The sequence below is a fragment of the Desulfosporosinus metallidurans genome, assembly GCF_001936615.1.
Lineage (GTDB): Bacteria > Bacillota > Desulfitobacteriia > Desulfitobacteriales > Desulfitobacteriaceae > Desulfosporosinus > Desulfosporosinus metallidurans.
In genome coordinates this window covers 86,557-112,880 of the sequence record NZ_MLBF01000011.1, presented here as the reverse complement: position 1 = coordinate 112,880, position 26,324 = coordinate 86,557, and the positions used below count along the sequence as shown (strand labels likewise).

General features: G+C 38.8%; 21 protein-coding genes and 3 pseudogenes. 20 read left to right on the top strand and 4 right to left on the bottom strand.

What is annotated here, in order from left to right; translation table 11 throughout:
• Positions 1-6: 6 nt before the first annotated feature.
• From DSOL_RS09800 to DSOL_RS09720, 17 genes are all read left to right on the top strand, one after another.
• Entirely contained in the window at positions 7-1,389 is a 1,383-nt protein-coding gene (locus DSOL_RS09800; protein ID WP_075364686.1) for a class I SAM-dependent methyltransferase, read from the top strand.
• The gene (locus tag DSOL_RS09795) at positions 1,386-2,603 is read left to right on the top strand and encodes a glycosyltransferase family 4 protein (RefSeq protein WP_075364685.1); all 1,218 of its coding nucleotides are present in this window, start codon (positions 1,386-1,388) and stop codon (positions 2,601-2,603) included. Before DSOL_RS09800 ends, DSOL_RS09795 begins: the two co-directional genes overlap by 4 nt.
• Complete coding sequence (locus tag DSOL_RS09790) at positions 2,600-3,667, top strand: glycosyltransferase (protein WP_075364684.1); 1,068 nt, start codon at positions 2,600-2,602, stop codon at positions 3,665-3,667. Before DSOL_RS09795 ends, DSOL_RS09790 begins: the two co-directional genes overlap by 4 nt.
• Before the next feature lie 14 nt (positions 3,668-3,681).
• Positions 3,682-4,932 carry a glycosyltransferase family 4 protein gene (locus tag DSOL_RS09785; protein WP_075364683.1) on the top strand — a complete coding sequence of 417 codons (1,251 nt, stop codon included), beginning with the start codon at positions 3,682-3,684 and terminating at the stop codon, positions 4,930-4,932.
• Positions 4,929-6,005: a glycosyltransferase family 4 protein gene (locus DSOL_RS09780; protein ID WP_075364682.1), complete on the top strand. Its 1,077-nt coding sequence runs from the start codon at positions 4,929-4,931 to the stop codon at positions 6,003-6,005. Before DSOL_RS09785 ends, DSOL_RS09780 begins: the two co-directional genes overlap by 4 nt.
• Positions 6,006-6,114: 109 nt before the next feature.
• Positions 6,115-6,621: a COG1470 family protein gene (locus DSOL_RS09775; RefSeq protein ID WP_075364681.1), complete on the top strand. Its 507-nt coding sequence runs from the start codon at positions 6,115-6,117 to the stop codon at positions 6,619-6,621.
• Positions 6,622-6,703: 82 nt separating this feature from the next.
• Complete coding sequence (locus DSOL_RS09770; RefSeq protein WP_075364680.1) at positions 6,704-8,920, top strand: hypothetical protein; 2,217 nt, start codon at positions 6,704-6,706, stop codon at positions 8,918-8,920.
• A 168-nt stretch (positions 8,921-9,088) separates the two neighbouring features.
• A complete protein-coding gene (locus tag DSOL_RS09765) occupies positions 9,089-11,566 on the top strand; it encodes a LamG domain-containing protein (RefSeq protein ID WP_075364679.1) in 2,478 nt (825 codons plus the stop codon).
• Positions 11,567-11,614: 48 nt separating this feature from the next.
• A complete protein-coding gene (rfbF, locus tag DSOL_RS09760; RefSeq protein WP_075364678.1) occupies positions 11,615-12,388 on the top strand; it encodes a glucose-1-phosphate cytidylyltransferase in 774 nt (257 codons plus the stop codon).
• 10 nt (positions 12,389-12,398) lie between these two features.
• Positions 12,399-13,448: a CDP-glucose 4,6-dehydratase gene (gene rfbG / locus DSOL_RS09755; RefSeq protein WP_075364677.1), complete on the top strand. Its 1,050-nt coding sequence runs from the start codon at positions 12,399-12,401 to the stop codon at positions 13,446-13,448.
• Between the two features lie 10 nt (positions 13,449-13,458).
• Positions 13,459-14,796, top strand: a complete 1,338-nt coding sequence (gene rfbH / locus DSOL_RS09750; protein ID WP_075364676.1) for a lipopolysaccharide biosynthesis protein RfbH — start codon at positions 13,459-13,461, stop codon at positions 14,794-14,796.
• The gene (locus tag DSOL_RS09745; protein ID WP_075364675.1) at positions 14,797-15,219 is read left to right on the top strand and encodes a GtrA family protein; all 423 of its coding nucleotides are present in this window, start codon (positions 14,797-14,799) and stop codon (positions 15,217-15,219) included.
• A gap of 81 nt (positions 15,220-15,300) precedes the next feature.
• Positions 15,301-16,266 carry a glycosyltransferase family 2 protein gene (locus DSOL_RS09740; protein WP_075364674.1) on the top strand — a complete coding sequence of 322 codons (966 nt, stop codon included), beginning with the start codon at positions 15,301-15,303 and terminating at the stop codon, positions 16,264-16,266.
• A gap of 229 nt (positions 16,267-16,495) precedes the next feature.
• Entirely contained in the window at positions 16,496-18,106 is a 1,611-nt protein-coding gene (locus tag DSOL_RS09735) for an aldolase catalytic domain-containing protein (RefSeq protein WP_075364673.1), read from the top strand.
• Between the two features lie 312 nt (positions 18,107-18,418).
• Entirely contained in the window at positions 18,419-20,224 is a 1,806-nt protein-coding gene (locus tag DSOL_RS09730) for a thiamine pyrophosphate-binding protein (RefSeq protein WP_075364672.1), read from the top strand.
• Between the two features lie 4 nt (positions 20,225-20,228).
• A complete protein-coding gene (locus DSOL_RS09725) occupies positions 20,229-20,891 on the top strand; it encodes an SDR family NAD(P)-dependent oxidoreductase (RefSeq protein ID WP_075364671.1) in 663 nt (220 codons plus the stop codon).
• A complete protein-coding gene (locus tag DSOL_RS09720) occupies positions 20,888-21,928 on the top strand; it encodes an AroB-related putative sugar phosphate phospholyase (cyclizing) (RefSeq protein WP_075364670.1) in 1,041 nt (346 codons plus the stop codon). The genes DSOL_RS09725 and DSOL_RS09720 overlap by 4 nt, the downstream gene beginning before the upstream one ends.
• Positions 21,929-21,971: 43 nt before the next feature.
• Here the strand turns inward: DSOL_RS09720 and DSOL_RS09715 are convergent, their stop codons facing one another.
• Positions 21,972-23,726: an IS1634 family transposase gene (locus DSOL_RS09715; RefSeq protein ID WP_075364669.1), complete on the bottom strand. Its 1,755-nt coding sequence runs from the start codon at positions 23,724-23,726 to the stop codon at positions 21,972-21,974.
• Between the two features lie 257 nt (positions 23,727-23,983).
• Here DSOL_RS09715 and DSOL_RS09710 point away from each other — a divergent pair, with 257 nt between their 5' ends.
• The gene (locus DSOL_RS09710) at positions 23,984-24,442 is read left to right on the top strand and encodes an NAD-dependent epimerase/dehydratase family protein (protein ID WP_075364668.1); all 459 of its coding nucleotides are present in this window, start codon (positions 23,984-23,986) and stop codon (positions 24,440-24,442) included.
• Between the two features lie 5 nt (positions 24,443-24,447).
• Here DSOL_RS09710 and DSOL_RS29985 read toward each other — a convergent pair.
• Positions 24,448-24,660 (bottom strand): annotated as a pseudogene (locus DSOL_RS29985) (IS4 family transposase); the annotation flags it as partial.
• A 5-nt stretch (positions 24,661-24,665) separates the two neighbouring features.
• Between DSOL_RS29985 and DSOL_RS09705 the strand changes: the two are divergent.
• Positions 24,666-25,127, top strand: coding sequence for an NAD-dependent epimerase/dehydratase family protein (locus tag DSOL_RS09705; RefSeq protein WP_075364667.1), 462 nt, complete (start codon positions 24,666-24,668; stop codon positions 25,125-25,127).
• A 360-nt stretch (positions 25,128-25,487) separates the two neighbouring features.
• Here the strand turns inward: DSOL_RS09705 and DSOL_RS29980 are convergent.
• Together DSOL_RS29980 and DSOL_RS27920 are read right to left on the bottom strand one after the other, a co-directional pair.
• Positions 25,488-25,825, bottom strand: a pseudogene (locus tag DSOL_RS29980) (IS4 family transposase); the annotation flags it as partial.
• A gap of 144 nt (positions 25,826-25,969) precedes the next feature.
• On the bottom strand, positions 25,970-26,182 hold the full coding sequence (locus tag DSOL_RS27920; RefSeq protein WP_075364666.1) for a hypothetical protein: 213 nt from the start codon (positions 26,180-26,182) through the stop codon (positions 25,970-25,972).
• Here DSOL_RS27920 and DSOL_RS28800 point away from each other — a divergent pair.
• A pseudogene (locus tag DSOL_RS28800) lies at positions 26,097-26,279 on the top strand (transposase); the annotation flags it as partial. The gene DSOL_RS27920 and the pseudogene DSOL_RS28800 sit on opposite strands and share 86 nt — an antisense overlap.
• Between the last annotated feature and the right edge of the window lie 45 nt (positions 26,280-26,324).

Here is a 26,324-nt window from a genome sequence, read left to right as displayed (position 1 = left end):
GTTAACATGGACGAGAAACTTTCCATATCCGTTCCAGAATCAATTAACACAGAAGATATTATGAGAGAGATTCGTGACAGGCTGGCAAATGAGGAGACTCAATTAAAGGTTTCCTCGCTTAGTACCCTTAAGAATTTTGATCAGATTAGGGGCGCTTCATGCGAGCCCGTGGATAATAATTTAGAACTTCTTAACGAATGTGTCAGGGAGAATAATCAGAATTGGGATGTAAACCCAGTATGGCCGATCACTTCACACCGTAAGGTAATCGGTCCTATAATGGTTTTTGGTAAGCGGATTGTGAGAAAGTTGCTAAGCTGGTATGTTGCAAGACCTTGGCAACAGCAGTTTGTATTCAACTCATCTGTTACCCGCTCTATAAACGAACTGGTAAAATTGATCACTTCTTATAATTCAAAGTTAAATGATGAATCGCAGGCCTTGGATTATGAACATTTAGTTAAGCGGGTAACGGGACTGGAAATGATATTAGAGGATGAAAGAGAAGACAAAAAACTTAGTAACATTCTGGAGAAGACTGATCGATTCGAAGACGCTTTACAGGGGTTTGCTAAGGAGAAGCAGCGTCTTGGAAGTGAAGTCGTGGGTCTGAATGATGAGCTTTTATTCCTTTCCGAAAAGATCCGCCGGTTAGAGCGGTCTCTTAAAGATCAAGTTATTCCATCTATTGGGCTGGACGGGGAAAAGATAGCTTCATTTGGTGCTGTAGAGTTTGATTACTTTATGTTTGAACAACGCTTTAGGGGCTCATGCGTGGAAATAAAGGAACGTCAAAGGGTTTATCTAGACTTCTTTAAGGGTCGTCATGAAGTCTTAGATATCGGTTGCGGGCGGGGAGAATTCCTAGAATTGATGCGTGAAAACGGGATCAGGGCGACTGGGGTAGATTCCAATCCGGATATGGTGGCCTTTGCCCGCAGTCTTGGGGCAGATGTCGTGCTGGGTGAGGCCAAAACCTATCTTAAAGAAATGAATAGCGGGATTGATGGAATTTTTTCGGCACAACTTATTGAACATCTTAGTCCTGCTGAAATGCTGGATCTGATTAGAGTCTGTTACGACAAGCTTGATCAGGGGGGAGTTCTTGTTTTAGAAACAGTCAATCCAACATGCTTATCTATTTTTGCTGAGAGCTTTTACATGGATTTATCCCATATAAGACCAGTTCATCCGGCTACATTAGCCTTTGTTTTAAAGGAAGAAGGATTTGTAAACATCCAAACACTTTATTTATCGCCATTTGCTGACACGGAAAAGATACCCAACTTGCCAATTGAAGGGGCAGATGAGTTTAACGCTGGGATTGAAAGACTTAATTCTCGCTTATTTAGTTATAGAGACTACGCGATTATTGGAGTAAAGCGATGAATAAGGATTTGCGCATAGCCTTTGTAACACCTTGGTATGGCCCTGACATTCCGGGAGGGGCAGAGGCAGAGCTACGAGGATTGGCAGAAAGGTTATCACAGTATGGAGAAGGCGTAGTAATTGAAGTTCTAACAACCTGTGTTAAAGAGTTTATGAGCGATTGGAGTGAAAATTATCATAAACCAAGTAGCGAGGTTATACGGGGGGTTAAAGTAACAAGATTTCCTGTCAGAAAGCGCGATACTCTAGAATTTGACAAAGTCAATTTTAAACTAATGAGTAAGTTAACATTAACAAATATTGAAGAACAAAAATTTTTCAGTGAAATGATTCGTAGTCCAGAAATGGAGAAATATATTTCATTGAACTGTAACCACTTTGATTTATTTATTTTTATTCCATATATGTTTGGTACAACTTTTTGGGGGATTCAGGCTTGCCCTGAGCGCTCTATTATAATTCCTTGCTTACATGAAGAGTCATATGCCTATATGGGTTTGGTTAAGGAAATGTTTTCCTTGGTGAAGGGTATCGTCTTTCTTGCTCAACCTGAAAAAGAGTTGGCCCTTAAGCTTTACGATATATCGCGAACTGAAACTGAGGTCTTGGGTGGAGGCGTCGATACTAATTATAAAGGATATCCCGATGAATTTCGTAGAAAATTTGGAATTGATGGACCGATAGTTTTATACGCTGGGCGAAAAGACAAGGGTAAGAACGTTGACGGCTTACTTAAGTCCTATTATACATTTAAACAAAGGTATCCCTTTGATAACTCTCGTTTAATACTTATTGGCGGAGGAGATATTGAGGTACCTCAAGAGTTAAGAAAACATGTTGTTGATTTGGGGTTCGTATCTCAACAGGATAAGTATGATGCATATGAGGCTGCAGCAGTATTGTGTCAGCCGTCCGTGAATGAAAGTTTTTCGATTGTTATTATGGAAAGCTGGTTTTCGGGTACGCCCGTTATTGTTAATGGGAGATGCGCTGTTACAAAAGACTTTTGCACTACTGCCAATGGAGGTCTTTATTATGACAACGATTTTGAATTTTCAGAAGCCCTATGGTGGTTGCTCAATAACCAGAAGGCTGGGAAAAAACTAGGAACGCAAGGAAGAGATTTTGTTTTAGAACATTTCACATGGAATGCAATAATCAGTCGCTACCTAGAATTCTTTCGTAAAGTAAGTGACAGAGGGGATGGAGTATGACGAATGGTCGGATAATTCAGGTATTACCAACCATATCTTATGGGGATGCTGTCAGCAATCATGTCCTCCAAATCAGGGATATATGCAGGCAAAGCGGGTGGAATACAGCCATTTATGCTGAGAATATTGATCCCCGTATAGCTGAAGTGGAAAGAATAGGGAACCTGAGCCGTGACATGAGACGTCAAGACATTATTGTTTATCACATGTCTACCGGGTCAAGTGTGACGGAGTTAGTGGCATCTCTTCCGGTTGATCGGAAAGTGATGATCTATCATAATGTTACACCTACTGAATATTTTACTCGCTATAATTATAATATGGCAACCCTTGTATCCCAAGGAAGAGAGCAACTGAAAAAGGTGAGTTCCGCTTTTCGATTGGCTCTTGCAGATTCCGAATTTAATAGAGCCGAGTTAGAAGCGGCAGGATTCCGAAAAACAGGCGTATTGCCCCTTTGGCTCCATGATGACAAATATGAATCTGAGCCAGATGCGGCGATTTTAGAAAGGTACTTGGATGGTAGAACAAACATTCTCTTTGTTGGAAGAATCGTTCCGAACAAAAAACAAGAAGATCTCATTAAGTCGTTTTATTATTATAAGAAGTTATTTAATCCTTCAGCGCGACTTCTTATAGTTGGGTCTTGGAATGGGATGGAGGAGTACTTACGCGACTTACACAAATTTGCAAGCTATCTGGAGTTGGAAGATGTGGTTTTTACAGGACATGTCAGCGATAGTGAACTTTTGGCATATTATAAGGTAGCTCATATATTTTTGTCACAGAGTGAGCACGAAGGCTTTTGTGTTCCTTTGCTGGAAAGTATGCGTTTTGGTGTACCGATATTAGCTTATTCTGTTGCAGCGATACCAGACACTCTTGGAACTGCTGGACTGAAATTCTCAGAGAAGGATTATCCATCGATTGCCGCCCTAATGGACATTGTGAGTAAACGCAAAGATATTTATATCAAGTTAATTGAATCTCAAAAAGAGAGATTGAAAAGTTTCGACGAGAGTCATATTACGAACAAGTTCTGGCAGTACATAAATTCTCTTTAAGGCAAGGGTGAAGTATGAAACGGATAGCCATCGTGGTACAAAGATATGGGTTAGAGGTTAATGGGGGTTCCGAGCTCTATTGCAGGCAGATAGCGGAGCGACTAGTGAAATTTTATGAGGTAGAAGTTCTAACGACGTGTGCTATTGACTACGTTACCTGGAGAAACGAATACTCCCAAGGTGCGGAGGTTATGAACAGGGTAACTGTCAGGCGTTTTAAGACAGATCGTGAGCGCGTGCCGAGCGACTTTGACAGGTCTTCAAGGAAAATTTTCTCATCAAAGAGTATGTTTTCTGAGGGTCTTGCTTGGCAGCAAGAGCAAGGACCAGTTTCCACAGATCTGCTTCACTATCTTGAAGAACATAAGGGCTCATATTACGTGGTGATTTTCATGACATACCTTTATGCCACGACTTATTTTGGTCTGCACATTGCTCCGGAGAGGAGTATACTCATTCCAACAGCGCATGATGAGCCTCCTATTCATCTTAATATTTTCAATAGTCTCTTTCATTTACCACGAGTGATTCTTTTCCTAACCGAAGAGGAAAAAAAGTTTGTCCAGACTAAGTTTAAAAATAGTTATATTTCTTCGCTCACTGTGGGCTTAGGAGTTGAGTGTCCGTCAAAGAAAATATTGCCCAATTTCCGGAAAAAGTATGGAATTGCAGATCGTTTTGTGTTATACGTTGGACGCATCGACGAGTCAAAGGGTTGTGGTCAGCTCTTCGATTTTTTTCTTAGATACGTAAATGAAGGTAATAGAAAAGGCCTGAAGCTCGTTTTGATAGGAAAGCCCGTGTTCAAAATTCCTAAAGATCCACGAATTATCAGTCTGGGTTTTTTGAGTGATGAAGATAAGTTTGCAGCTATAGAAAGTGCTGATTTAATCGTTAACCCTTCCCAATACGAAAGTCTATCTATGATTCTTTTGGAGGCATTTTCCATGGATACTCCCGTTTTGGTTAATGGCAATTGCGAGGTTCTTAAGGGTCATTGTCTGAGGAGTAATGGTGGTCTGTTCTATGAAAATTACGTTGAGTTTTGCGAGACATTAGACTATTTACTAGATCATGATAGGATAAGGTTAGGTATGGGACAGAATGGTCGCCAATATGTTGAGCGGAACTATCAATGGGCGGTAATTGAGGATAAGTTTCGGAGTGCTATAGAGGTTGTGGGGTCGTCTGAAAATAAACGTCTTTGTCGTACTGATCGAGAAGAAGTGGGTAATGACGGTTTAGAAAGGGAAGCAGCTTTATGAAGATAGCAATTGATATGAGGGCTCTTCCTAAGTCAGGCATTGGGAACTACAGTCAGGCCCTTCTGAAAAAGCTCCCAATCATGTTCTCAGGAGTCGAGACCGCGGCGGTTTCAGATGAAGTTACTATCAGTAGACGAAAGTTCCACGGTTATTCAACGCGTTTACAACGTCTATGGTGGGAACAAGTAGATCTACCACGATTCCTTAAAGACAATAAAGTTGACATTCTACACAATCCAATGAACTTTGGATTACCAATAAGACAGGTTATAAAGTCTGTCGTTACGATTCACGACGTAATACCTTTAGTCTTTAAGGATATATATCTCGGTACGAATGTTGAACGTACCTATTACCGTTTAGCCTTGCAGATAGCCTTAAACCGATCCGCTAGAATAATTACGGATTCTATCTTCTCTAGGGATGAAATAGTAAAGTACATGTCTGTGCCCAGAGAAAAGATAAAGGTTATTTACTTGGCATGTGGAGAAGAGTTTGTACCTGTACGTGATCCGATATTACAGAGGATTCCGGCACAAAAGTTCGGACTTCACCGGCCATTTGTTTTAACAATAGGTGGCAATGAGCCCAGAAAGAATGTGGATCGACTTGTGAAGGTTTTCCAACACTTAAGCAAGAACCCGGGAGTAGATCTTGCGGTGATTGGCGGGAGTTGGAGAGGGACAAAGTTAAGTGAGAACATTAGAGGTGCCAACAATATTTTCTTTCTTGGCCCGGTTGACCAGCAGGAATTAGTCTCTCTGTACAGTATGGCTGAATTATTTGTCTTCCCTTCACTTTATGAAGGATTTGGACTCCCAGTTCTGGAAGCTATGGCCTGTGGGACTCCGGTGGCAGCTTCTAATACTTCTTCAATTCCAGAGGTTGCAGGAGATGCGGCAATGCTCTTTGACCCACAGGATGAAGAGGAAATGTCAAAGATAGTTACTGGTATTTTGGAAAGTCGCGAAACGAGGGAGGAATTAAGCCTTAAAGGACTGGAAAGAGCCAAGATGTTTACATGGGAGAATACGCTCATGAGAACTATGGAAATTTATAAAGAAGTTATGTAGGAGGAAGGCCACTAGTATGCGGAGGTAATCTGGATCATAACTCAGGTGTACGTAAATAAATTTTGTCGACAGAATAAATTGGACCGACTAGTTAAGGCGGGATCACTGAATGAATAAAAAAATTGAAGGATTAGCACTTTGGCTTTTGCCGATTATAATCCTAGCTATGTTAGTAGTTAATGCTCGGATTATGAGCGGTCATTACTTGACACTTAATGGACTTGAAAAATCAAATAAGGTGTATGGCGAACAAATTTTGATAAAAGAAGCAATGAAAACTGGCATCCATGCTACATCCGGTCAATTGCTAAAAATTGATGTTACAACGGTAAACACCGGTAATTTCATCTGGTCCCACGACGGACCAAATCCTGTGCATCTCTCGTATCAAATCCTAGATCACAATAAGCAACTGGTACGAAGTGACGGTCTGAGAACAACTCTTCCTTATGATCTACGCCCCGGACAACGGGTCACAGTGCCAATGAACCTGAAAGCGCCAGATGAGGTGGGGGATTACGTTGTACAGTTAGATATGGTTCAGGAAGGTGAGGCTTGGTTTGGAGAGAAAGGCTCAAAGCCATTAGTGTTACTATTGGAGGTTGCTAAGACCTGAATCCTTAGCTTACTAAGGCTTGATAATCGTTTTGTGTTTTAATTTTTAATTGTTCTGCTTGGTAGAAGGAGAGAAATATGTAATGCAACGGATAAAAAATAATGATAACCAAATGAATTCAGTTTTAATGTATACCAGTGCTATCCTACTAACTTTAGTCATTTTGGTTGGAGTTATGAAGTTATGGCATGCAAATTTAACAGTGCCATTTAACTACGGTGGAGATGGTATTTTTACTCAAGCGTACATCAAAGGAATTGTTGATAACGGGTGGTTTTTAAATAACCGATTTTTTGGTGCTCCTTTCGGAGCAAACATGTTTGACTACCCCAGTTCAGATGGATTAACGTTACTTTGGGTAAAATTCTTGTCCTTTTTCACCCAACAAGTTGGACTTATAGTAAACTCTTCTTTTATTCTAACGTTTATTATGACTACGATTACAAGTCTCTATGTGTTTCGGAAATTTGGTATTTCTAGGACAGTCGCAGTTGGTATTAGCCTACTTTACAGTTTTCTACCATACCATTTCTTTAGAGGCGAAGGGCATTTCTTCTTATCTTTTTATTTTCAGGTTCCGCTACTTATAATGATTGCACTTTGGATTATTAACGGTGAATTTGCGTCGTATTCCGCCATACCGATAAGAATTAGGGATTTGTGTCGACAAAGAAAGTTTGTCTTGAGTGCTCTGATCTGCCTAGTTTCATCGTGTATAGGCGTTTATTATGCTTTTTTTGCTTGCTTTTTTCTATTTGTGGCTGGATTTGATGCATTTGTTAGAGATAAGAGAATCTCTCATATTGTTGCTACAGTGATATTGCTATGTGTCATGGGTTCCGGCGTTGTATTAAATATTGCTCCTAATCTTATTTATGTTCACAACCATGGGACTAATGCAGAAGTTGCCCACAAAAGTCCGGAGGACTCGGAAATTTATGGATTGAAAATAACTCAAATGCTGTTGCCTGTGTCAGGTCATAGAATTGGCTTCTTGGCGAAGGATAAAGCTTTATATGATGCAAGTGCTCCCCTGGTTAATGAAAACGATTCTGCTACCTTAGGCGTTATTGGCAGTATTGGATTTGTTATTCTCATAGCGATGGCGATTTTCGGTAGCTTCTTGCCAGTTAGTCGAGATATTCTGGTAATAAGACAACTTGCTGTGCTAAACTTGTCAGGGATTCTACTGGCAACCATTGGCGGATTTGGAACGATGTTTGCACTGATCATTTCACCGGAAATCAGAGGGTATAACAGAATCGTTGTATTTATTGCATTCTTATCACTTTTTGCTGTAGGGGTGCTCGTTGACAAACTTGTTAACTTAGCTAGCCAATATAGAAGACTTAGATGGGTGAGGTTCATATTGCCTGTTTTCATTTTAGCAGTTGGAATATATGATCAAACGACTGTCCATTATATACCTGATTATAATGGCGTCAGATCTAGTTATGAAAATGATGCAAGATTCATTAGTCAGATCGAACATTCCGTTCCTAAGGATTCTATGATCTTTCAACTACCGTATGTTCCCTTTCCGGAAAATCCACTAGTCAATAACATGGCCGATTATGATCTGTTTCGTGGGTATTTGCACTCACAAGATCTAAGCTGGAGTTACGGAACAATGAAAGGACGGGCGGGAGATAAATGGTATAAAGATGTTAGTCAACAGCCGTTGGATGAGATGCTGAAAACGATATCCTTAAGCGGATTTAATGGCATCTACATTGACCGATATGGTTACAAGGATCAGGCAAATAAGATGATTGCTGATATCTCCCAGCACTTGGATGAACAGCCGATTTACAGTAATAATCAAAGGTTAGTGTTTTTCAATCTAATTAAATTCAATAACTCATTAAAGTTGGGCTATACACCACAACAATATGAAGTGGCGCAAGATAATGCACTTCACCCATTACTTATGTCTTGGAAAGGGGGATTTTCTGGGTTGGAAGATACTACTTCAGCCAACTGGCGTTGGTGCTCTTCTACAGGTCAATCGGAACTAAATAATCCCTCGGACAAACCTAAACAGGTTGAAATTCAGATGTCAATAGCTACAGGTTATCCGGAAAAGTCGAATCTCTACATTAGTGGAACTGATTTTTCGGATAAGTTAATAGTGAGCAACCAGTCTACATTATATACCAAGATCATCAATGTTCCACCGGGGAATTATATACTTAAATTCTCAAGTGACGCGAAGAGAGTCGATGCACCCCAAGATCCAAGATATTTGGTATTTAGGGTTGAAAATTTCAAGTCTACAATTCTTCCTCAAAAGTATTAGTTGTCGCATGGTTTACTTCTATAAATATAAGGAGCTTGTATCAGATGGGTAGGACATTACGACTCTATAGGAAATTTTATCGGGAATCTATTGCTGAAAAAGCTATTGTAAATAAATCAAGAAGCAATAAATGACGAGTTATAGTTTTTATTGAGAAGGGAAAGTGTTATGAAAATAAAAATGTATGAAGTAGTCAAACAGCATAAATACATAGTTCTTGCAACTTTATTTTTCTTAATTGTTGTTTTCCCGATGTTTATAAGTGGATATATGTTTGATGATGCTATAAATTCATATACGCTAGGAGGTATGATTGAGTCTAATCTAACATTAACGCAACATACTTTAAAATATATGAGTAGTTGGATTCACAATGGGCGATTCTTTCCGCTTGCCTTTTATGGCTATGGGTTATTCGTATTAATACAAAATCTTGTGGCTTATAAAATTTTTTTATTTCTTTTAAATCTTATAGACATCAGTCTGTTTTTATATTTAATATTTTTGTTAACAAAAAATAAAGTCATGGTAAACTTATCTTATTTAACAATACCACTATTCTACTCTTTCCATATAGGGTTTGATCCTGTATTGGGTTTTGGTGGATTATTGCAACTGGTTTTTCTATACATTTTGATTTCACTGATTTTTCTTAAATTTTATTTAGATTCTAGAAAATTTCTTTATCTTTTATTAAGTGTTCTGTTCTATTGTTTTAGTCTAGCGACTTATGAAATTACATATTTGTTTTTTCTATTCCATGCAGTGGTAATTTGGTTTAATTATAAGCAGCAACATCCCCCCAAAAAAAACACATTGCTTTATATTTCCCCTTTTCTGGGTAGTGCTGTTCTATTTGCAGGACTTTCGTTATTGTTGAGATATATTTTTAAAGTCCCGATTATTGGTTCTAATTCTCCGTATACCATAAATATCAAGATAGCTCCTATGTTAGCTACCTATGCCAAGCAACTCGTAGGTACTTTGCCATTATCATACAGAATCCTTGATCCAGACAAGCTTTTTTCTCCAAGCTATTCAATTTTTATTAAATTAATTTTACTAGCCCTTCCAATTGTATTCATATTTTTATTGGGTTTATGTAATGGTAAGAATTCCATGACTAGGGATGAGAAATTACCTTTGCAGTCTACCATCGTGTTAGGGTTATTAATGTTGATTTTGCCAGGTGTGTTAGTTTCGTTTTCAGCAAAATATCAGGGGTACATGGGGTGGGGACGACCATACCTTCCGGTATTTATACAAATTTTTGGTTTGGATTTAATTTTGATTTCTAGTGGTTTGTACTTCAGACACAGATTTGCTAAGTGGTTGAAGTTTTTGGACGATGGCTTATTCCCTAAGGCAATTCGATATCTTTCACTAGCATTGGTAGCTATACTGTGTTTTTTCACCGTTTCTTCAAATTATAGCATTGTCCAAAGGTCAAATCAGTTTTGGTTATATCCGCGAAAGACATTAGAATACGCGTTGGATAATGGATTGCTAAATGGTTTACCTTCGGATTCTGTAATTCTAGTCGATAGTAATAATCCATGGGATAGTACAGCATTTTTTCTAATGCATTCTGGAATCAAGGGACAGAAGGTACTGAGCAAAGGTAACTACGTGAGTAGTGGTAGTCTGGAACCTCAGCCGTTTAGCATTTACCAGGATTCAGAAAGTAGCAATAAATTGCCGTTTTCTACGAAACACGTCTATTATTTAAGGTATGATAGTAAGCAATTGGGAACTGGTTATGTTATCTTAGCTCCTCTTGATGACCTGAAAATTAATGACAATAGAATCATTTCGGCCTTTGCTAGTGTAGCTAAGATTTTTTATTGGTCGCCAGATTCCGCTAGTACTCTGTCGCAGGTGTCTGGTGTGATTGAATATAATGATAATAATGTGAGGCAATTTTTGCTCAAACGATCCGAGTTGAAGGATTCAAAATATGGTAATGATTTCATTATCAGTAGAGTTGAAAACTTGGGCGGAATGATCGATCTTAACTCAGTTAATGTTAATAGCATCAGTAGTTCGACGAGAAAATCCGAATATTGGAATTTAGTACCACAGAATCAGTTGTTATTTAAGGATCATCAAGTTCCTCAATTCCATGTTGGTTTTAAGAATGGGTTTGTAAAAGATGGTGCCGAGTTTTCACCTGTTGAATTAGCGAGTAGCTTTTCTGTTGAAGTATTGGTCAAGCCATACGCCACACAGGTTCCATATGCAGGGATCATTGGAAATCATCCCGGAGAGAAATATTATAGTGGTTTTGTGATTCAGCAGAACAGTCAATCGGCAAATAATTATCAGTTCGGTTTTGGTGACGGAAATAAATGGATGAAGGAAACGGATTTTAAGTTAACTCCGAACCAATGGAGCTATGTTGCTGTAATTGTTAATCAACATACGCAAGAAATTGTTGTGTATGTGAATGGTACGTTAGCAGGCAAACAAGTCCTTGAGGGACAAATTAATAATAGCCATCAACCATTATTTGTCGGGAATTTTATAGGAGGAGATCGGGCTTTTAATGGACTAATCAAAGAGGTTAAAATTACAAATGGTGTACTTACAAGGGAAGAAATTCAAATTAATAGTGAATTGGTAGAACAGAATAGAGAGGGTTTATAGGAAATGTTGAGTTGATTCTATGGAAAATAAAGAAATGAGGATAAAAAGATGAAAGTCGTAATTCTTGCCGGCGGTTTCGGCACACGAATTTCCGAAGAAAGTCATTTGAAACCAAAGCCCATGATTGAAATTGGGGAAATGCCAATTTTATGGCATATCATGAAGACTTACTCATTTTACGACTTCAATGAATTTGTTATCTGCTGCGGCTACAAAGCCTATATGATTAAGGAGTATTTTGCGGATTATTACCTACATAGAAGTGATATTACATTAGATTTTTCGGATGAAAACAAAATGGAGGTACATAATAACTTTGCTGAACCCTGGAAGGTAACCCTGGTTGACACAGGTCTTAACACGATGACTGGCGGTCGCGTGAAAAGAATTCAAAAGTACATTGGCGAGGAACCGTTTATGCTTACCTATGGCGACGGTATTTGTGACATTAATATCAATAAATTGGTTGAGTTCCATAAATCACATGGAAAAATTGCAACAATGACAGCGATTAATGTTGGTCAGCGTTTTGGCGTGCTGGATATCGACAAGGATAACACTATTCACGCCTTTCGGGAAAAACAGAAGGACGATGGCAGTGTAATTAATGGCGGTTTTATGGTTTTAGAACCTAAAATTTTTGATTATATTGAAGGCGACTGGACAGTATTCGAAAAAGAGCCGCTTGAAACTGTTGCAAAGTATGGAGAATTAAAAGCTTATAAGCACGATGGCTTCTGGCAGTGTATGGATACTCAGCGTGACAAGCACCAGCTGGAAGAATTATGGGCTAGCGGACAAGCCCCTTGGAAAATATGGTAAGGTGATAAAAATGAATTTAAGCTTTTATAAGGGCAAAAAGGTATTTGTAACAGGACACACAGGGTTTAAGGGTTCATGGTTGTGCCGCATGTTAGTAAAAGCTGGTGCGATTGTCACAGGGTATGCACTAGAGCTACCCACCATTACAAATCTCTTCTCACTTTGCGGTGTTCAGAATAAAATGACTTCTAACATTGGGGATGTACGTGATTTAGCCACCCTCAAATCCGCTTTTGAACAAGCACAACCGGAAATTGTGCTGCATCTCGCGGCGCAGCCCATTGTACGCGACAGTTATAGGGATCCTCGTAACACTTATGAAATCAACGTCATGGGTACGGTCAATATTTTGGAATGCATTAGGACATCTAACTGCGTCAAATCCTTTCTAAACGTCACCACGGACAAAGTGTACCACAATAATGAATGGGCATGGGGTTATCGGGAAAATGAGCCTTTGGACGGTTTTGATCCATATTCCAATTCGAAATCCTGCTCAGAGCTTGTAACCCATAGCTATAAGAACTCCTTTTTTGCTGACGGTCAAGTGGCCATTTCAACCGCCCGAGCTGGAAATGTTGTTGGTGGCGGTGATTTTGCGAATGACCGTATTATCCCAGACTGTATTCGAGCAGCAGAAAAAAAAGAGCCTATTATTGTTCGCAATCCCCATTCTACCCGTCCCTACCAGCATGTGCTAGAACCCCTTTATGCGTATCTGATGATCGTGGCCAGACAATTTGAGGATGGAAGATACGCGGATTATTACAATGTTGGTCCAGATGACTGTGACTGCATTACTACAGGAGCCCTTGTGGACCTATTCTGTAAAAAATGGGGAGAAGGACAAGCATGGGAAAATAAATTCGTCGGCGGTCCCCATGAGGCGAACTTCCTCAAGTTGGACTGCTCCAAGCTGAAAACCACCTTCGGTTGGCAACCACGCTGGGGCGTTGCCGATGCCATTAATAAAACTGTGGACTGGACCAAAGTATACCTAGCAAAAGGCGATATTCCCGCAATCATGGACGAACAGATTGAGGAATTTTTAGCCAGATAGGAGATAAATAATGTTTGAGAATATGACAGAGCAACAGGCGAAGGATCAGATTCTAAATATGGTTTCTAATTATTGTGATACCTACCACAATCAGAACAAGGACTTTTATGAGGGTAAGCGTATCCCATACGCATCCCGAGTTTATGACCACGAAGAGATGGTCAATCTCGTCGACAGCTCACTTGAATTCTGGCTGACTGCCGGTCGCTACACCGATGAATTCGAGCGGAATTTCGCCACGTATTTAGGTGTAAAGACTTGTGCACTGGTAAACTCGGGTTCCTCTGCCAATCTAATTGCTTTTATGGCGCTGACCTCTCCACTACTAGGCGACCGTGCGGTCAAGCGCGGTGATGAGGTTATCACAGTGGCAGCCGGTTTCCCGACGACGGTGGCACCGATTATCCAATTTGGAGCGATTCCTGTTTTTGTCGATGTGACCGTTCCGCAATATAATATTGATGTTTCCATGTTGGAAAAAGCTCTGTCAGACAAAACTAAAGCGGTTATGATTGCTCACACCCTCGGCAACCCCTTTGACTTATCAGCAGTTAAGGCCTTCTGTGACAAGCATAAGTTATGGCTGGTTGAGGACAATTGCGACGCTTTGGGTTCTATATACAGAATCAATGGGCAGGACAAACTTACAGGCTCCATCGGTGACATTGGAACCTCCAGCTTTTATCCGCCTCACCATATGACCATGGGAGAAGGCGGCGCGGTCTATTCCAATGATCCACTGCTTGGCAAAATTATTAAATCCTTCCGTGATTGGGGACGAGACTGTGTTTGCCCCTCCGGTCAAGATAACCTGTGTGGACATCGTTTTGACAAGCAGTATGGAGAGCTTCCGCTAGGCTATGACCACAAATATGTTTATTCCCACTTTGGCTATAATCTAAAGGCGACCGATATGCAGGCGGCCGTGGGCGTTGCCCAGTTGAAAAAATTCCCGTCATTTGTAGAACGCAGACGCCATAATTTTGACCGACTAAAAGCTGCTTTAGTGGAAGTTAGTGATAAACTGATACTCCCTGAGCCTTGCGAAAATTCCATTCCAAGCTGGTTCGGTTTACTGATTACGTGTAAAGCTGGCGTTAACCGTAACGCAGTGGTTCAGTACGTGGAAGATCATGGCGTCCAGACAAGAATGCTTTTTGCCGGCAATCTAATCAAGCACCCATGTTTTAATGAAATGCGCGCCACAGGTAAAGGATATCGAGTCGTAGGCGAGTTAGCCAATACAGACCGCATTATGAACGATACCTTCTGGGTTGGCGTGTATCCCGGAATGACCGATGAGATGATTGACTATATGGCTAAGACCATAAAGGGTGCTGTAAAATAGATGAACTTATTATCTAAGCTGGATATTCACAGCAAACAGGATTTTTATCGTTTTATAAAACAGTTTACCAAGTTTGGACTGGTGGGCATTTTAAATACTGCTATTTCACTCGCAATCTATTATGCCTTTGTATTTATAAACCCCGCATTATATATTGTAGGTAATACGGTCGGGTTCGTAGTAAGCGTGCTGAATTCCTATTATTGGAACAATAAATATGTTTTTCAGAAAAGTGAGAAGGGGCATTTAAAGACTATTTTAAAAACATTTATGGCTTATGGTAGTACTTTTGTGTTGGGTACAATATTATTGTTCGTGATGGTTGAGTTCCTACACATAACCAAGTATCTTGCGCCGATTTTAAACCTGATTCTTACAATACCACTGAATTTTTTGATCAATAAGTTTTGGGCGTTTAAGTGAAGAAGAGGTATCTTTGGAAGTTGAGTGATTATATTGCCCCATTTTAATGCATACAAGAAATAATGAAATGAAGGAAAAGTTATGAAAAAAGTAAGTGTGGTTGTTCCGTGTTGGAATGAGCAGGAAAATGTAATTCCTTTAACAGAAGCAATCGTAAATCAATTCCAAAGTAATCTTCCCCAATATGACTATGAAATTATCTTTATTGATAATTGCTCGCAAGATACAACAAGAGAAAAGTTAATTGGTTTATGTGTTCAAAATAAAAAGGTCAAAGCAATTTTTAACACTAAAAACTTTGGGCAGTTTAATTCGCCGTATTATGGGCTGTGCCAAACAGCGGGTGATTGTACCATTTCAATGTCTGCGGATTTTCAGGATCCTGTTGAGATGATTCCAAAATTCGTTGCTCAATGGGAGCAAGGGTTTAAAATCGTATGCGCTATAAAAAGAACCAGCAAAGAAAATAAGCTTATGTACTTTTTACGCTCCTGTTACTACAAGATGATAAAAAAGATGTCCGACGTGGAACAAATAGAGCATTTCACAGGGTTTGGTTTATATGATAAAAGTTTTATTCAGGTGTTAAGAGATTTGGATGACTCTACGCCGTTTTTGCGAGGTATTGTTGCGGAACTTGGTTCAGAACGTAAAGACATTCCATATGAGCAGGCAAAACGCCGAGCAGGCAAAACTCACAACAACTGGTACACCTTATATGATGGAGCTATGCTCAGCTTTACCTCTTACACCAAAATCGGTCTAAGATTAGCGACTATTTTGGGGTTTGTGGCTTCCGGAATTAGTATGCTGGTTGCGCTCGTTTATCTCGTTATGAAGCTTATTTTTTGGGACAGGTTTATTGCTGGAACTGCACCGATAATCATTGGCGTTTTTTTCATGGGTTCTATCCAGTTGTTTTTCATTGGACTATTAGGTGAATATATAATGAATATCAATACCAGAATCATGAACCGTCCTTTGGTTATTGAGGAAAAACGTATTAATTTTGACGATAATAAGGATGAAGCAATTGAAAAACAATAATTATTGACTAGAAATACTTATGTTATAGGTTATTGAGGCTCTTTCATATATGAAAGTTACTTCGTGTTTAAACCTTATAGCCTGAATCTAAACTTTAAATGAAGGGTGGTGTGGTGGAAGTGGCTTGAAAGAAGTTGTTGAAGTTGTTGAAGTTGTTGAAGTTGTGATAAAGAGTTTACGTTAAAAATTATAAAACAAAAATTGACAATAGAAAGGTGTGTCTATTAAGATGAGAAATGTTAAACTGGTGGATTGTACGTTGAGAGATGGTGGTTATGTTAATGACTGGGAGTTTGGGAATGATAACATTATCAACATTTTTGAGCGCCTAGTCAGCGCAAATATTGATATCGTAGAAGTTGGTTTTTTAGATGAACGTAGGATGATCGATTTAAATAGAACAATTATGCCAGATTGTAATGCAGTCAATGAGATTTATGGAGGATTGGAAAAAGGGAATTCCTTGATTGTTGGAATGATTGATTATGGAACTTGTGGTATTGAACATATTCTTCCAAGTGATAATTGTTTTTTGGACGGTATCCGTGTTATTTTCAAAAAACACATTATGGATCAAGCAATTGCCTTTTGCAGTCAAATAAAAAAGTTAGGTTACAAAGTGTTTGTACAAGCCGTATCTACCACAAGTTATTCTGACGAAGAAATGATGGCATTGCTCGAATTGGTAAATGAATTAGAACCATACGCATTTTCGTTAGTAGATACATATGGCTTATTCCATAAACATAACTTAGTGCATTATTATAATTTGGCTAATGAGTATTTAAAATATTCTATAGGTTTAGGCTATCATTCTCATAACAACTTTCAACTTGCATATGCTAATTGTGTAGAATTGCTTGATAACCCACCCGCAAATAGGATGCTTTTAGTAGATGGAACTCTGTATGGAATGGGGAAAGGTTCTGGAAATGCACCCGTTGAATTGTTAGCCATGCAAATGAATGAGCATCTTAATAAGAATTATAATCTTAATCAGTTACTGGAAGCGATTGACGTTAATATTTTAGAAATATATAGGAAAGTTCCGTGGGGTTATTCGTTAAAGTTTTTTATTGCAGCGTCCAATGATTGCCATCCGAATTATGTAACGTATTTAACTGATAAACAGACATTATCGGTAAAGTCTATTAACGAAATATTAAATGGCATTACAGAAGAAAAGAAGCTAATGTATGATAAAACATATATTGAGAGTTTATATCTCGAATATCAAAAAGAAGATTGTAATGATGAGGACGATTTAAGACAACTAAAAGAAGCTTTTCGAGGCAACAACATACTTCTGCTTGGATCAGGGAATACAGTATTGACAGAGAGGGAAAAAACTCAGAATTATATAGATACTATAAGGCCAATCATTATTGCGGTTAATTTTTTACCAGACTATGCCGTGAATTTCATCTTTATTAGTAATGCACGAAGATATGTTCAGTTATCTTCTCGAATTAATAAATTGGATCCACAAATAAAATTAATTGCAACTTCGAATGTAACAAAAAGTAAGGGAGATTTTGATTTTACACTTAAGTATAGCGCTCTCTTAGATGAAAAAGCCGAGTTTGTGGACAATCCTATGATCATGTTGATTAAACTATTAGATTATTGTGAAGTAACAGATATAGCATTGGCGGGCTTTGATGGCTACTCTAAGGCAAGAACATCCGATTATGTTAACCCTAATATGGAGTATTCTTTTACGAAGGCAAAAGCAATTGAGATTAATAATGATGCAATTGCAAGTTTAGCAAGATTAGAAAACACTGTACCAATAAGATTTATAACAAAGTCATATTATGTTGGAAAAATTAATAGCTAACGTTAAAAAATACAAGCTGGTAATCTTCGATTTGAACGGTGCGTTAACTTGGTATTGTAGAAAGGCTGTACGCAGATATATAAAATTACTGTGATGTCGGTAGGATTATAGGATTACCTGCATTTACTCAAGAACAATTAGTTTTACGATAAAAAGACGATCATGACTTGTTGAAAGCAGCACCATACGGAGACATTCATGATGGTCTTTCATGTTTTATGACCATGGAATTATCACCACATACCAGCTTTTTCAAATTGGAGTGACAGGATTAGGTATCAAATTAAATAATTTAGAAGGAAGGGATGTACTGTGAAAGTTAAAGCGTCAAAATACATAGCAGATTTTTTGGCTAATAAAGGTGTAAAGCATATATTTACGGTTACAGGTGGAGGAGCAATGCATCTAAACGATGCTTTTGGACACCATGAAACACTGCAGTGTGTTTATAACCATCATGAGCAGGCAAGTGCTATTGCTGCAGAAGGATATACCAGGTTGACAGGAAAAATTGCTGGCGTATGTGTGACCAGTGGCCCTGGTGGAACTAATGCGATTACTGGAGTTTTGGGCGGATGGTTAGATTCTATTCCTATGTTTATTGTATCTGGGCAAGTAAAACGAGAAACAACTATCTGGTCAACAGACGTTCCGCTTAGACAATTAGGTGACCAGGAATTCAACATAATTGATTGTGTAAAAACAATGACAAAATATGCATATATGATTACTGATGAGAAAGAAATTAGATATCATCTGGAAAAAGCGTGGTATTTGTCTCAAAATGGCCGCGGCGGTCCTGTTTGGTTGGATGTACCTTTAGATATCCAGGCGGCAATTGTAGAAGCTGATGATTTGGCGGGATTTGATGAAAGTGAACTGGAGAAATCTGAGAATCCAGTTTATGATAATTCACTGACTTCGGTTATTCTTGAAAAGATTAAAAATGCTAAAAAGCCAATTGTTTTTGCTGGTAGTGGAATTCGTTTGGGTAATGCACATGAGGAATTTATAAAATTGATCGAAAAATTACAGATTCCTGTTGTGACTGCTTGGAATTCACACGATATATTGTGGAATAGCCATAAATTATTTTGCGGTCGCCCAGGCACCATCGGTACGCGCGGAGGTAATTTTGTAGTCGAAAATAGTGATTTGATTTTGGTGCTTGGCTGTCGCCTTAACATACGGCAAATTAGTTATAACTATAAGGATTTTGCAAAGTCTGCATATAAAATTATCGTTGACATTGATGAAAATGAACTTAAAAAACCTACGTTGAGTCCTGACATGCCTATTCATGCAGATGTACGAGATGTAATAATTTCTCTTAATAATGCTTTAGAGGGCATAGATGTCGGGAATCATAATCAGTGGCTGACATGGTGTCGTAATACGAACCTGAGGTACCCGGCGGTTTTAGAGAAATATTATACAATGAAATCCCCTGTTAACCCTTATGTCTTCATAGAAAAGTTATTCAGTACACTTGCTGATGACGATAAGGTAATAACTGGGAATGGTTCGGCGTGTGTTATATCGTTCCAAGCAGCTGATATCAAGAAGAATCAGAGATTGTTTACGAATTCAGGTTGTGCGGCCATGGGATACGGATTTCCTGCTGCATTAGGATGCTGTGTTGCAACGGAAGGGGAGCGCATTATTTGTTTGGACGGTGATGGTAGTTTCCAAATGAATATGCAAGAGTTGCAGACTGTGGTATACAATAAACTGAACATGAAGTTATTTATCCTAAATAATAATGGGTATCATTCTATACGTCAAACACAGACAAATCTGTTTCAACCGCCACTCGTTGGCGTATGTGAGGGCAATGGGTTGAGCTTCCCTGATATGGAGAAACTATCTTATGCATATAATCTTCCTTACGTTAGGATTGATACACTTGATGGTATTGAAGACAAAATCGGACAGGTATTATTGATCGAGGGTCCTGTAATATGTGAGGTAATATTGGATTCTGCGCAGAACTTTGAACCGAAGCTATCTTCAAAGGTATTGCCAGACGGTAAAATTATGTCGCCACCAATAGATGATATGTTTCCTTTCTTAGATCGGGAAGAGTATGAATCAAATAAGTATATGGGAGAGGAATAGTTATATGAAAGTTTTGATTACAGGAGGGTCTAGAGGTATAGGAAAAGCGATTGCAAATCGGTTTGAAGCAAGTGGTTATGTTGTGGTTGCACCAAGCAGATCGGAGATGGATCTGTCTGATGCAACTTCAGTTAAACGATACATTGAAAAAAACAAGGATGAATATTTTGAAGTAATTGTAAATAATGCTGGAATAAACGATATTAATTTACTTGAAGATATTACTGATGATGAAATACAAAGAACGATGCAAATTAATCTTATAGCTCCTATTATGCTCCTTAGAGGATTCGTAGGAAAAATGAAAGAGTTTCGTTATGGAAGAATTATAAATATCGGATCAATATGGGCGGTAGTTTCGAAAGATGGGCGCTGCATATATAGTGCAACAAAGAACGGAATTCACGGAGTCACAAATACCCTAGCAGTAGAGCTTGCACCTTACAATATTTTGGTTAATACGGTTTGTCCGGGATTTACATTAACTGAATTGACTAGAAAAAACAATTCACCAGAAGCTATTTCGGAAATCTCTAAAGAAATACCAATGTGTAGAATGGCAGAGCCGGAAGAAATTGCTGAGGTAGTATTCTTTTTAGGAGATGAAAAGAATACTTACTTAACTGGACAGAAAATAACAGTTGACGGAGGATTCTCGGGAAAATGATTATTAAGTCAAATTTAAATGATTATTCTGTAACAATTGAAAGTAGCTTCGAATTTGTAACGGAACTGATTGGACTTGAAAACGCTTATTTTGTAATTGATAAGAATTTATATGATTTATATGAGAAAAGGCTTTTTAGTAATATTGCGCATGAAAAATTGACAATAGTAGAAGCATTAGAAGCAAATAAGACGATTGAAACAGTGCTACAGATTTGTGAAGCAATGACCATAATTCCGGCCAAACGGAATGCTCGGTTAGTATCGTTTGGAGGTGGAATTATTCAGGATATTACGGGATTTGCTGCTAATATTTTGTATAGAGGAATCCATTGGACATATATTCCAACTACTCTACTGGCAGCTTGCGATAGTTGTATTGGAGGAAAGACTTCTCTTAATTATAAACATTATAAAAACTTGTTAGGAACTTTCTTCCCCCCAGAAGATATTCGTATCTGCTCAGACTTTTTCAAATCACTTACTGAGCGCGACTTCCAAAGTGGTTTGGGTGAAGTTGTGAAATTTAATATTATGTATGGTGAAAGAGGGTTATCTCGCATTGAACACGATTTAGATTTGTTACTAAATCGTGATGAAAACACGTTAAATACATATTTAGAGACTTCTTTAGCATTTAAAAAGCCGTTCATAGAAGAAGATGAATTTGACAAAAACGTTCGTATCCACCTTAATTATGCGCACACTTTTGGACACGCTTTTGAAACTGCAAGTAATTATGCGATTCCGCATGGTACGGCTGTAGCTATGGGAATGATTGTAGCAAATAGAGTTTCATTACAGAGAGGTATTTTAGATGAGGAGTTGGTATTGCGTTCAGAACAAGCGCTGAAGCGTATTATCCATGTAGATTTTACTGGCATTAATTTAGATATTGATACTATTATAGATGCTATAAGGAAAGATAAAAAGCAGACAAGCTCAGACTTAACGGCTGTTTTACTATATGATGATATGAAACTGGGAATTTTTAAAGATTTAAAGCCCAAGTTTGGCGTAAAAATTTTCCAGTACTAGACGTAGCAAGGCTTTGAGGCATATATCAATAGTATTTTTGTCACTACAACGTATTTTCCAAGGATTTTGTTATCTGTTTTAATACCTTAGGTTTCAATAAGTTTTCACAGTTGAAGAGTTTTGTCCATTCTATTTGTTCCTCCGTCATTTCTGTTACTGTGAGTGAATAACCAGATGAGCCTTTGATGCCTACCTGATTTAACTGGCAACTTTTCACTTGTTTCAAAACGTCTATTGGGGATATTGAATTACCAGTCCTCTTAAGCATAACCTCCATCGTATTTACCAATAGGTAGGCCAAAATGCAAACAGTGACATGAGCCTTGACTCGCTCGGGACGCGTTAAATGAATCGGCCTCAGAGCTAACTGAGACTTCATTTCCCGAAATGCCTCTTCTATTTTATTCTTTTCTCGGTATCTCTGAATAATTTCAGTTTGAGGAATCGTCACATCATTAGTAATGAAGCAAGTCATACCATCCAATCGTCTCATTTTCGTTTCCCCAGTCTTATCAATCATCGCAGATAATTGGAAAGAATGAGCTATCCGTATCGAGCCGTCTTTTTTAGGTACTTTTACCTCGATAGGCGTAACAGTTACCTTCATTAATGACTTGAGTTTTCGCTGGGAGATTATTTTTTGAACTTCACGCTCGACAGCTTCCTTTTGTCGAGATTTCTTAGCTACAGCCAATTTTGCGTTTTGTTCGGCAATCCAAGTCATGGTTTTAGTAATTCGTCTTTCTCGGGTAGCAATATCTTCAAAAAAACGGGTAACGTCAAATGAGAAGATAAATCGTCGTTTTCCAATTCGTCCTTCTCGGGTATAAAAGAACTGATTATCGTCGGTTGGTAAGAATTCATGAAGAGCTAGGATCTGTTCATAATCCACTTTTGAGGCAGGTTCTGGTACAAACGCCTGAAATAACGAATGGCAGGCCATTTCATCTTTATCCATAGCAGACAGATAGGTAAGTCCCTTTGTTTCAAGTAAATCTAGATGATCACTAGATACCATCCCACGATCAAACACAAGATGACACGTTTTTAAACCGAATCGCTGTTTAAGATCGTTAACGACACTGGGTAAGGTGGTGATGTCCTGAGTATTTCCTTCAAGTACTTTCCAGTAAAACGGTGAACCCTGTGGGGTAACCATAAGAGCAATGACGATTTGCTCCAAGTCGGGTCGATGGTCACGGGAATACCCCAGTTTAGCAATCACACATTGGCTACCTTCCATATACGTAGAAGTAATGTCATAGAAAAATCCTTCCCCAACAGTAGGATCAAGCCGCTGAAGCTGAGTATAGAGATGGGTTTGTAAAGCGTTTTCCTGTTTGTTAATGGAATCTAATTCTCGGTATACGGCGTAATCATCAGGTAAGTTAGGAGACCCAAACACTGCTGGTAGCACGGTACTCTGCATCCATTCAACAACGTGGATTTTACTGAGTGGCTCAATACAGCGATTGAGTACCATAGCCTCTACCAATAAGCTATCTCGGAAAAAGTGATGTAACTGAAAGGTTTCCCAAAGGGAATGCAACAAAATGATGGGAAGAAATAGCCAATGCTTTGTGACTACAATATCGGAACTTTTAGCTAAAACCAGTTCGGAATCCTGTTGAGCTTTAAGGATTAATTTCATTCGCTCGGCATCAGTTTCAGACAAGACACCAAGGTTCTGAATGAGGCGGTGCTTGGGTTTCCCGTCTTTATCCCTGTAAGAAGCAACGATTTTATAGTAATTATAGGTTTTACCTTCTTGCTTAATGGTAACTTTTTTCAGAAACATTGTAGCCCTCCAATTCAAATTAGTTAGGACTACAATAAGTATACCATATAGCACGCTAAATTCATAGAATTATTGGTTCATTTTATCCGTTAATTTAGGACTACAATATTGGAGATAGTGCCCTGGAAGCCTTGATATATAAGGGCTTGGAAAAATATGTCGCCAAACTTAGGTTAAAGAAAGAAGAAATTGTGAAAGCACTAGATGCGCTTTATCAGTGCTTGAACGTAGGATTATAAACTAGGAGATAAACAAATATGAAGCGTGTAGTCATTAATGGTCCGACCGGGGCTATAGGAATAGCCCTGATTAATAAATGCATAGAAGAAAAGATAGAGGTTCTCGCTATATGTAGAAAGGGATCTAATCGAATAGCGAGAATCCCCATGTCTGAATATATTAGAGTTGTAGAATGTAGTTTATCGGACCTAGCGACCTATTCCAATAATAGCCAGTATGATGTATTCTATCACTTCGCTTGGGAGGGCACGTTTGGCGATCCAAGAAATGATATGTACTTGCAGAACAAAAATGTCCAGTACACGCTAGATGCTGTTCAATTAGCAAAGAAGCTTGGTTGCCATACATTTATAGGAGCCGGATCTCAAGCTGAATATGGACGTGTAGAAGGGACTCTTACTCCTTTAACTCCCGTGTTTCCTGAAAATGGCTATGGAATTGCAAAACTATGTGCAGGACAAATGAGTCGATTCTAACGGCATTTTTTCATAGTGTTAACCTTTTGACATTCGCTTTTGTATAAAGCATGGACACTTTTCAGTAACATTAGGGGTAACATCAACATAAGCGTGAGGATTTCTGAAGTACTGTAGCCCGCCTCTTTTTGAAAGCTAACTTGGCGGCAAAGTGTTTTAAGCTTGAACGTCTTCATAACTTCACATAAAATGTTGTTGTTAATAGTTGTGTTACCAATTAGGTATGAAACATATTTGGACCAGAATACTAAGCGTATATGGTCCGTATGATGGAGAAAAAACAATGGTAATGTCAACAATTATTAAGCTCATTAATGGAGAAGTTCCTAGGTTTACAAAAGGCGAGCAAATGTGGGACTATTTATATAGCGGAGATGCTGCTAACGCTATGTATCTTTTGGGTGAAAAAGGACATGATGGAAAGGTATATTGTCTAGGAAGCGGGGAAGCAAGGCCCTTATGTGAATATATTTACGAAATTAGGGATTTAATAGATGGAAATTCCAAAGTCGAATTAGGAGCAATTCCGTATAGCGAAAATCAAGTGATGTATTTGCGTGCTGATATTGATGCTTTGAAAGTTGATGTAGGTTTTTCACCTTCTGTAAACTTTACTGAAGGAATAAGGGGAATTATTAATTCTATATATCCTGCATTTCGTAGTCATATATTGTCTAAATGCTAATTAATTATTGAAGTTTTGCACCCATAAAACAGCCAGATTTTCAGCCTAAAAAAGAGAAAAAAACTGCAAAAATCCGCATGAACCCTACGTTTTTGGTATAATAAGATGTCAATCCAAATCAACCAAAAATGAGATGTTATCATGCGGAAACCTATCAAAGAAATTGAAAACGTGCTCCAAAATCATGGTTATTCCATGCACCACGCAAGACTCGGTACTTGACTGCTGGTTAGGCTTTATTAGGTAGGCTTCCGTAAAAGGATAGGGTTTGACAAGCTGACAAAGCAAGGATAATCCGATGGTCTGTCGGAAGTCTTACTGACTGATAGTACTCCGAGGTAGGGAGAGCTACACATGTTACCATCTGTCAACAAGGACATATTTAGCCCGAAATCCCTGTTTTAAAGCCCTTTTTAACATATTAAGACCACTCGTGATTTTGCTAACGTGGCTTCGCCCCAGCAGATTTGGGGATCCGCGGCTTTTAAAAACCGTTCTTTGCAGTGTCGAGCCTTCTTTAGTGGCTTTTCCACTTGTGGGGGTGAGGCCTAAAGGAATACCTTGGTCATCTGTTCAATTCTTCGACCTGTCTTAGCGTGAATCGTATCATCCAGAATAAAAGCTGACTTGTCCGAGACTTCGTTCGTTGAGTTCACTAATCGTTGAAACTGTTTGGTCATGACGAGCAGCAATGCTCTAAGGCGGCTATTTCAAACCGCATGTGCTCCTTGAGCTTAGCAAGGCGCAACCGACCCAATTCCGTCGACGGAGGAATTGTGGCTGACACGAAGAAAATCCTGGAACCCGCGCTGAACGGTGATCAAAGGGAACCGTTCAACCGATTACAGATTAAATTGCCTCAATTTTTTGCTTGATTCTCGAACCGTTTGAATAAACTCATAGCTGCTGAACCGATCTCCCTTGTTCCCAAGATGCCCATCGACAGCATGCTGTTGGTACGAACCCGTAGCCAAACTGGTTCGAATCGCATTGGGTGCCTTCATCATTAAGGAAAAGTAGGGCTTTTCTGGCGAAGAAACCGTACAACAAATCATGGAAAATCCCTATTTGCAATACTTCTTCGTACTGGAGGGATTTCAAATCACCCTTCCGTTTGATTCATCCAGCATGGTCCATTTTCGAAAACGCCTCGACTCAAAGATGATAGCTGAGCCAATGAAGCTTTGTGCGAGGGGA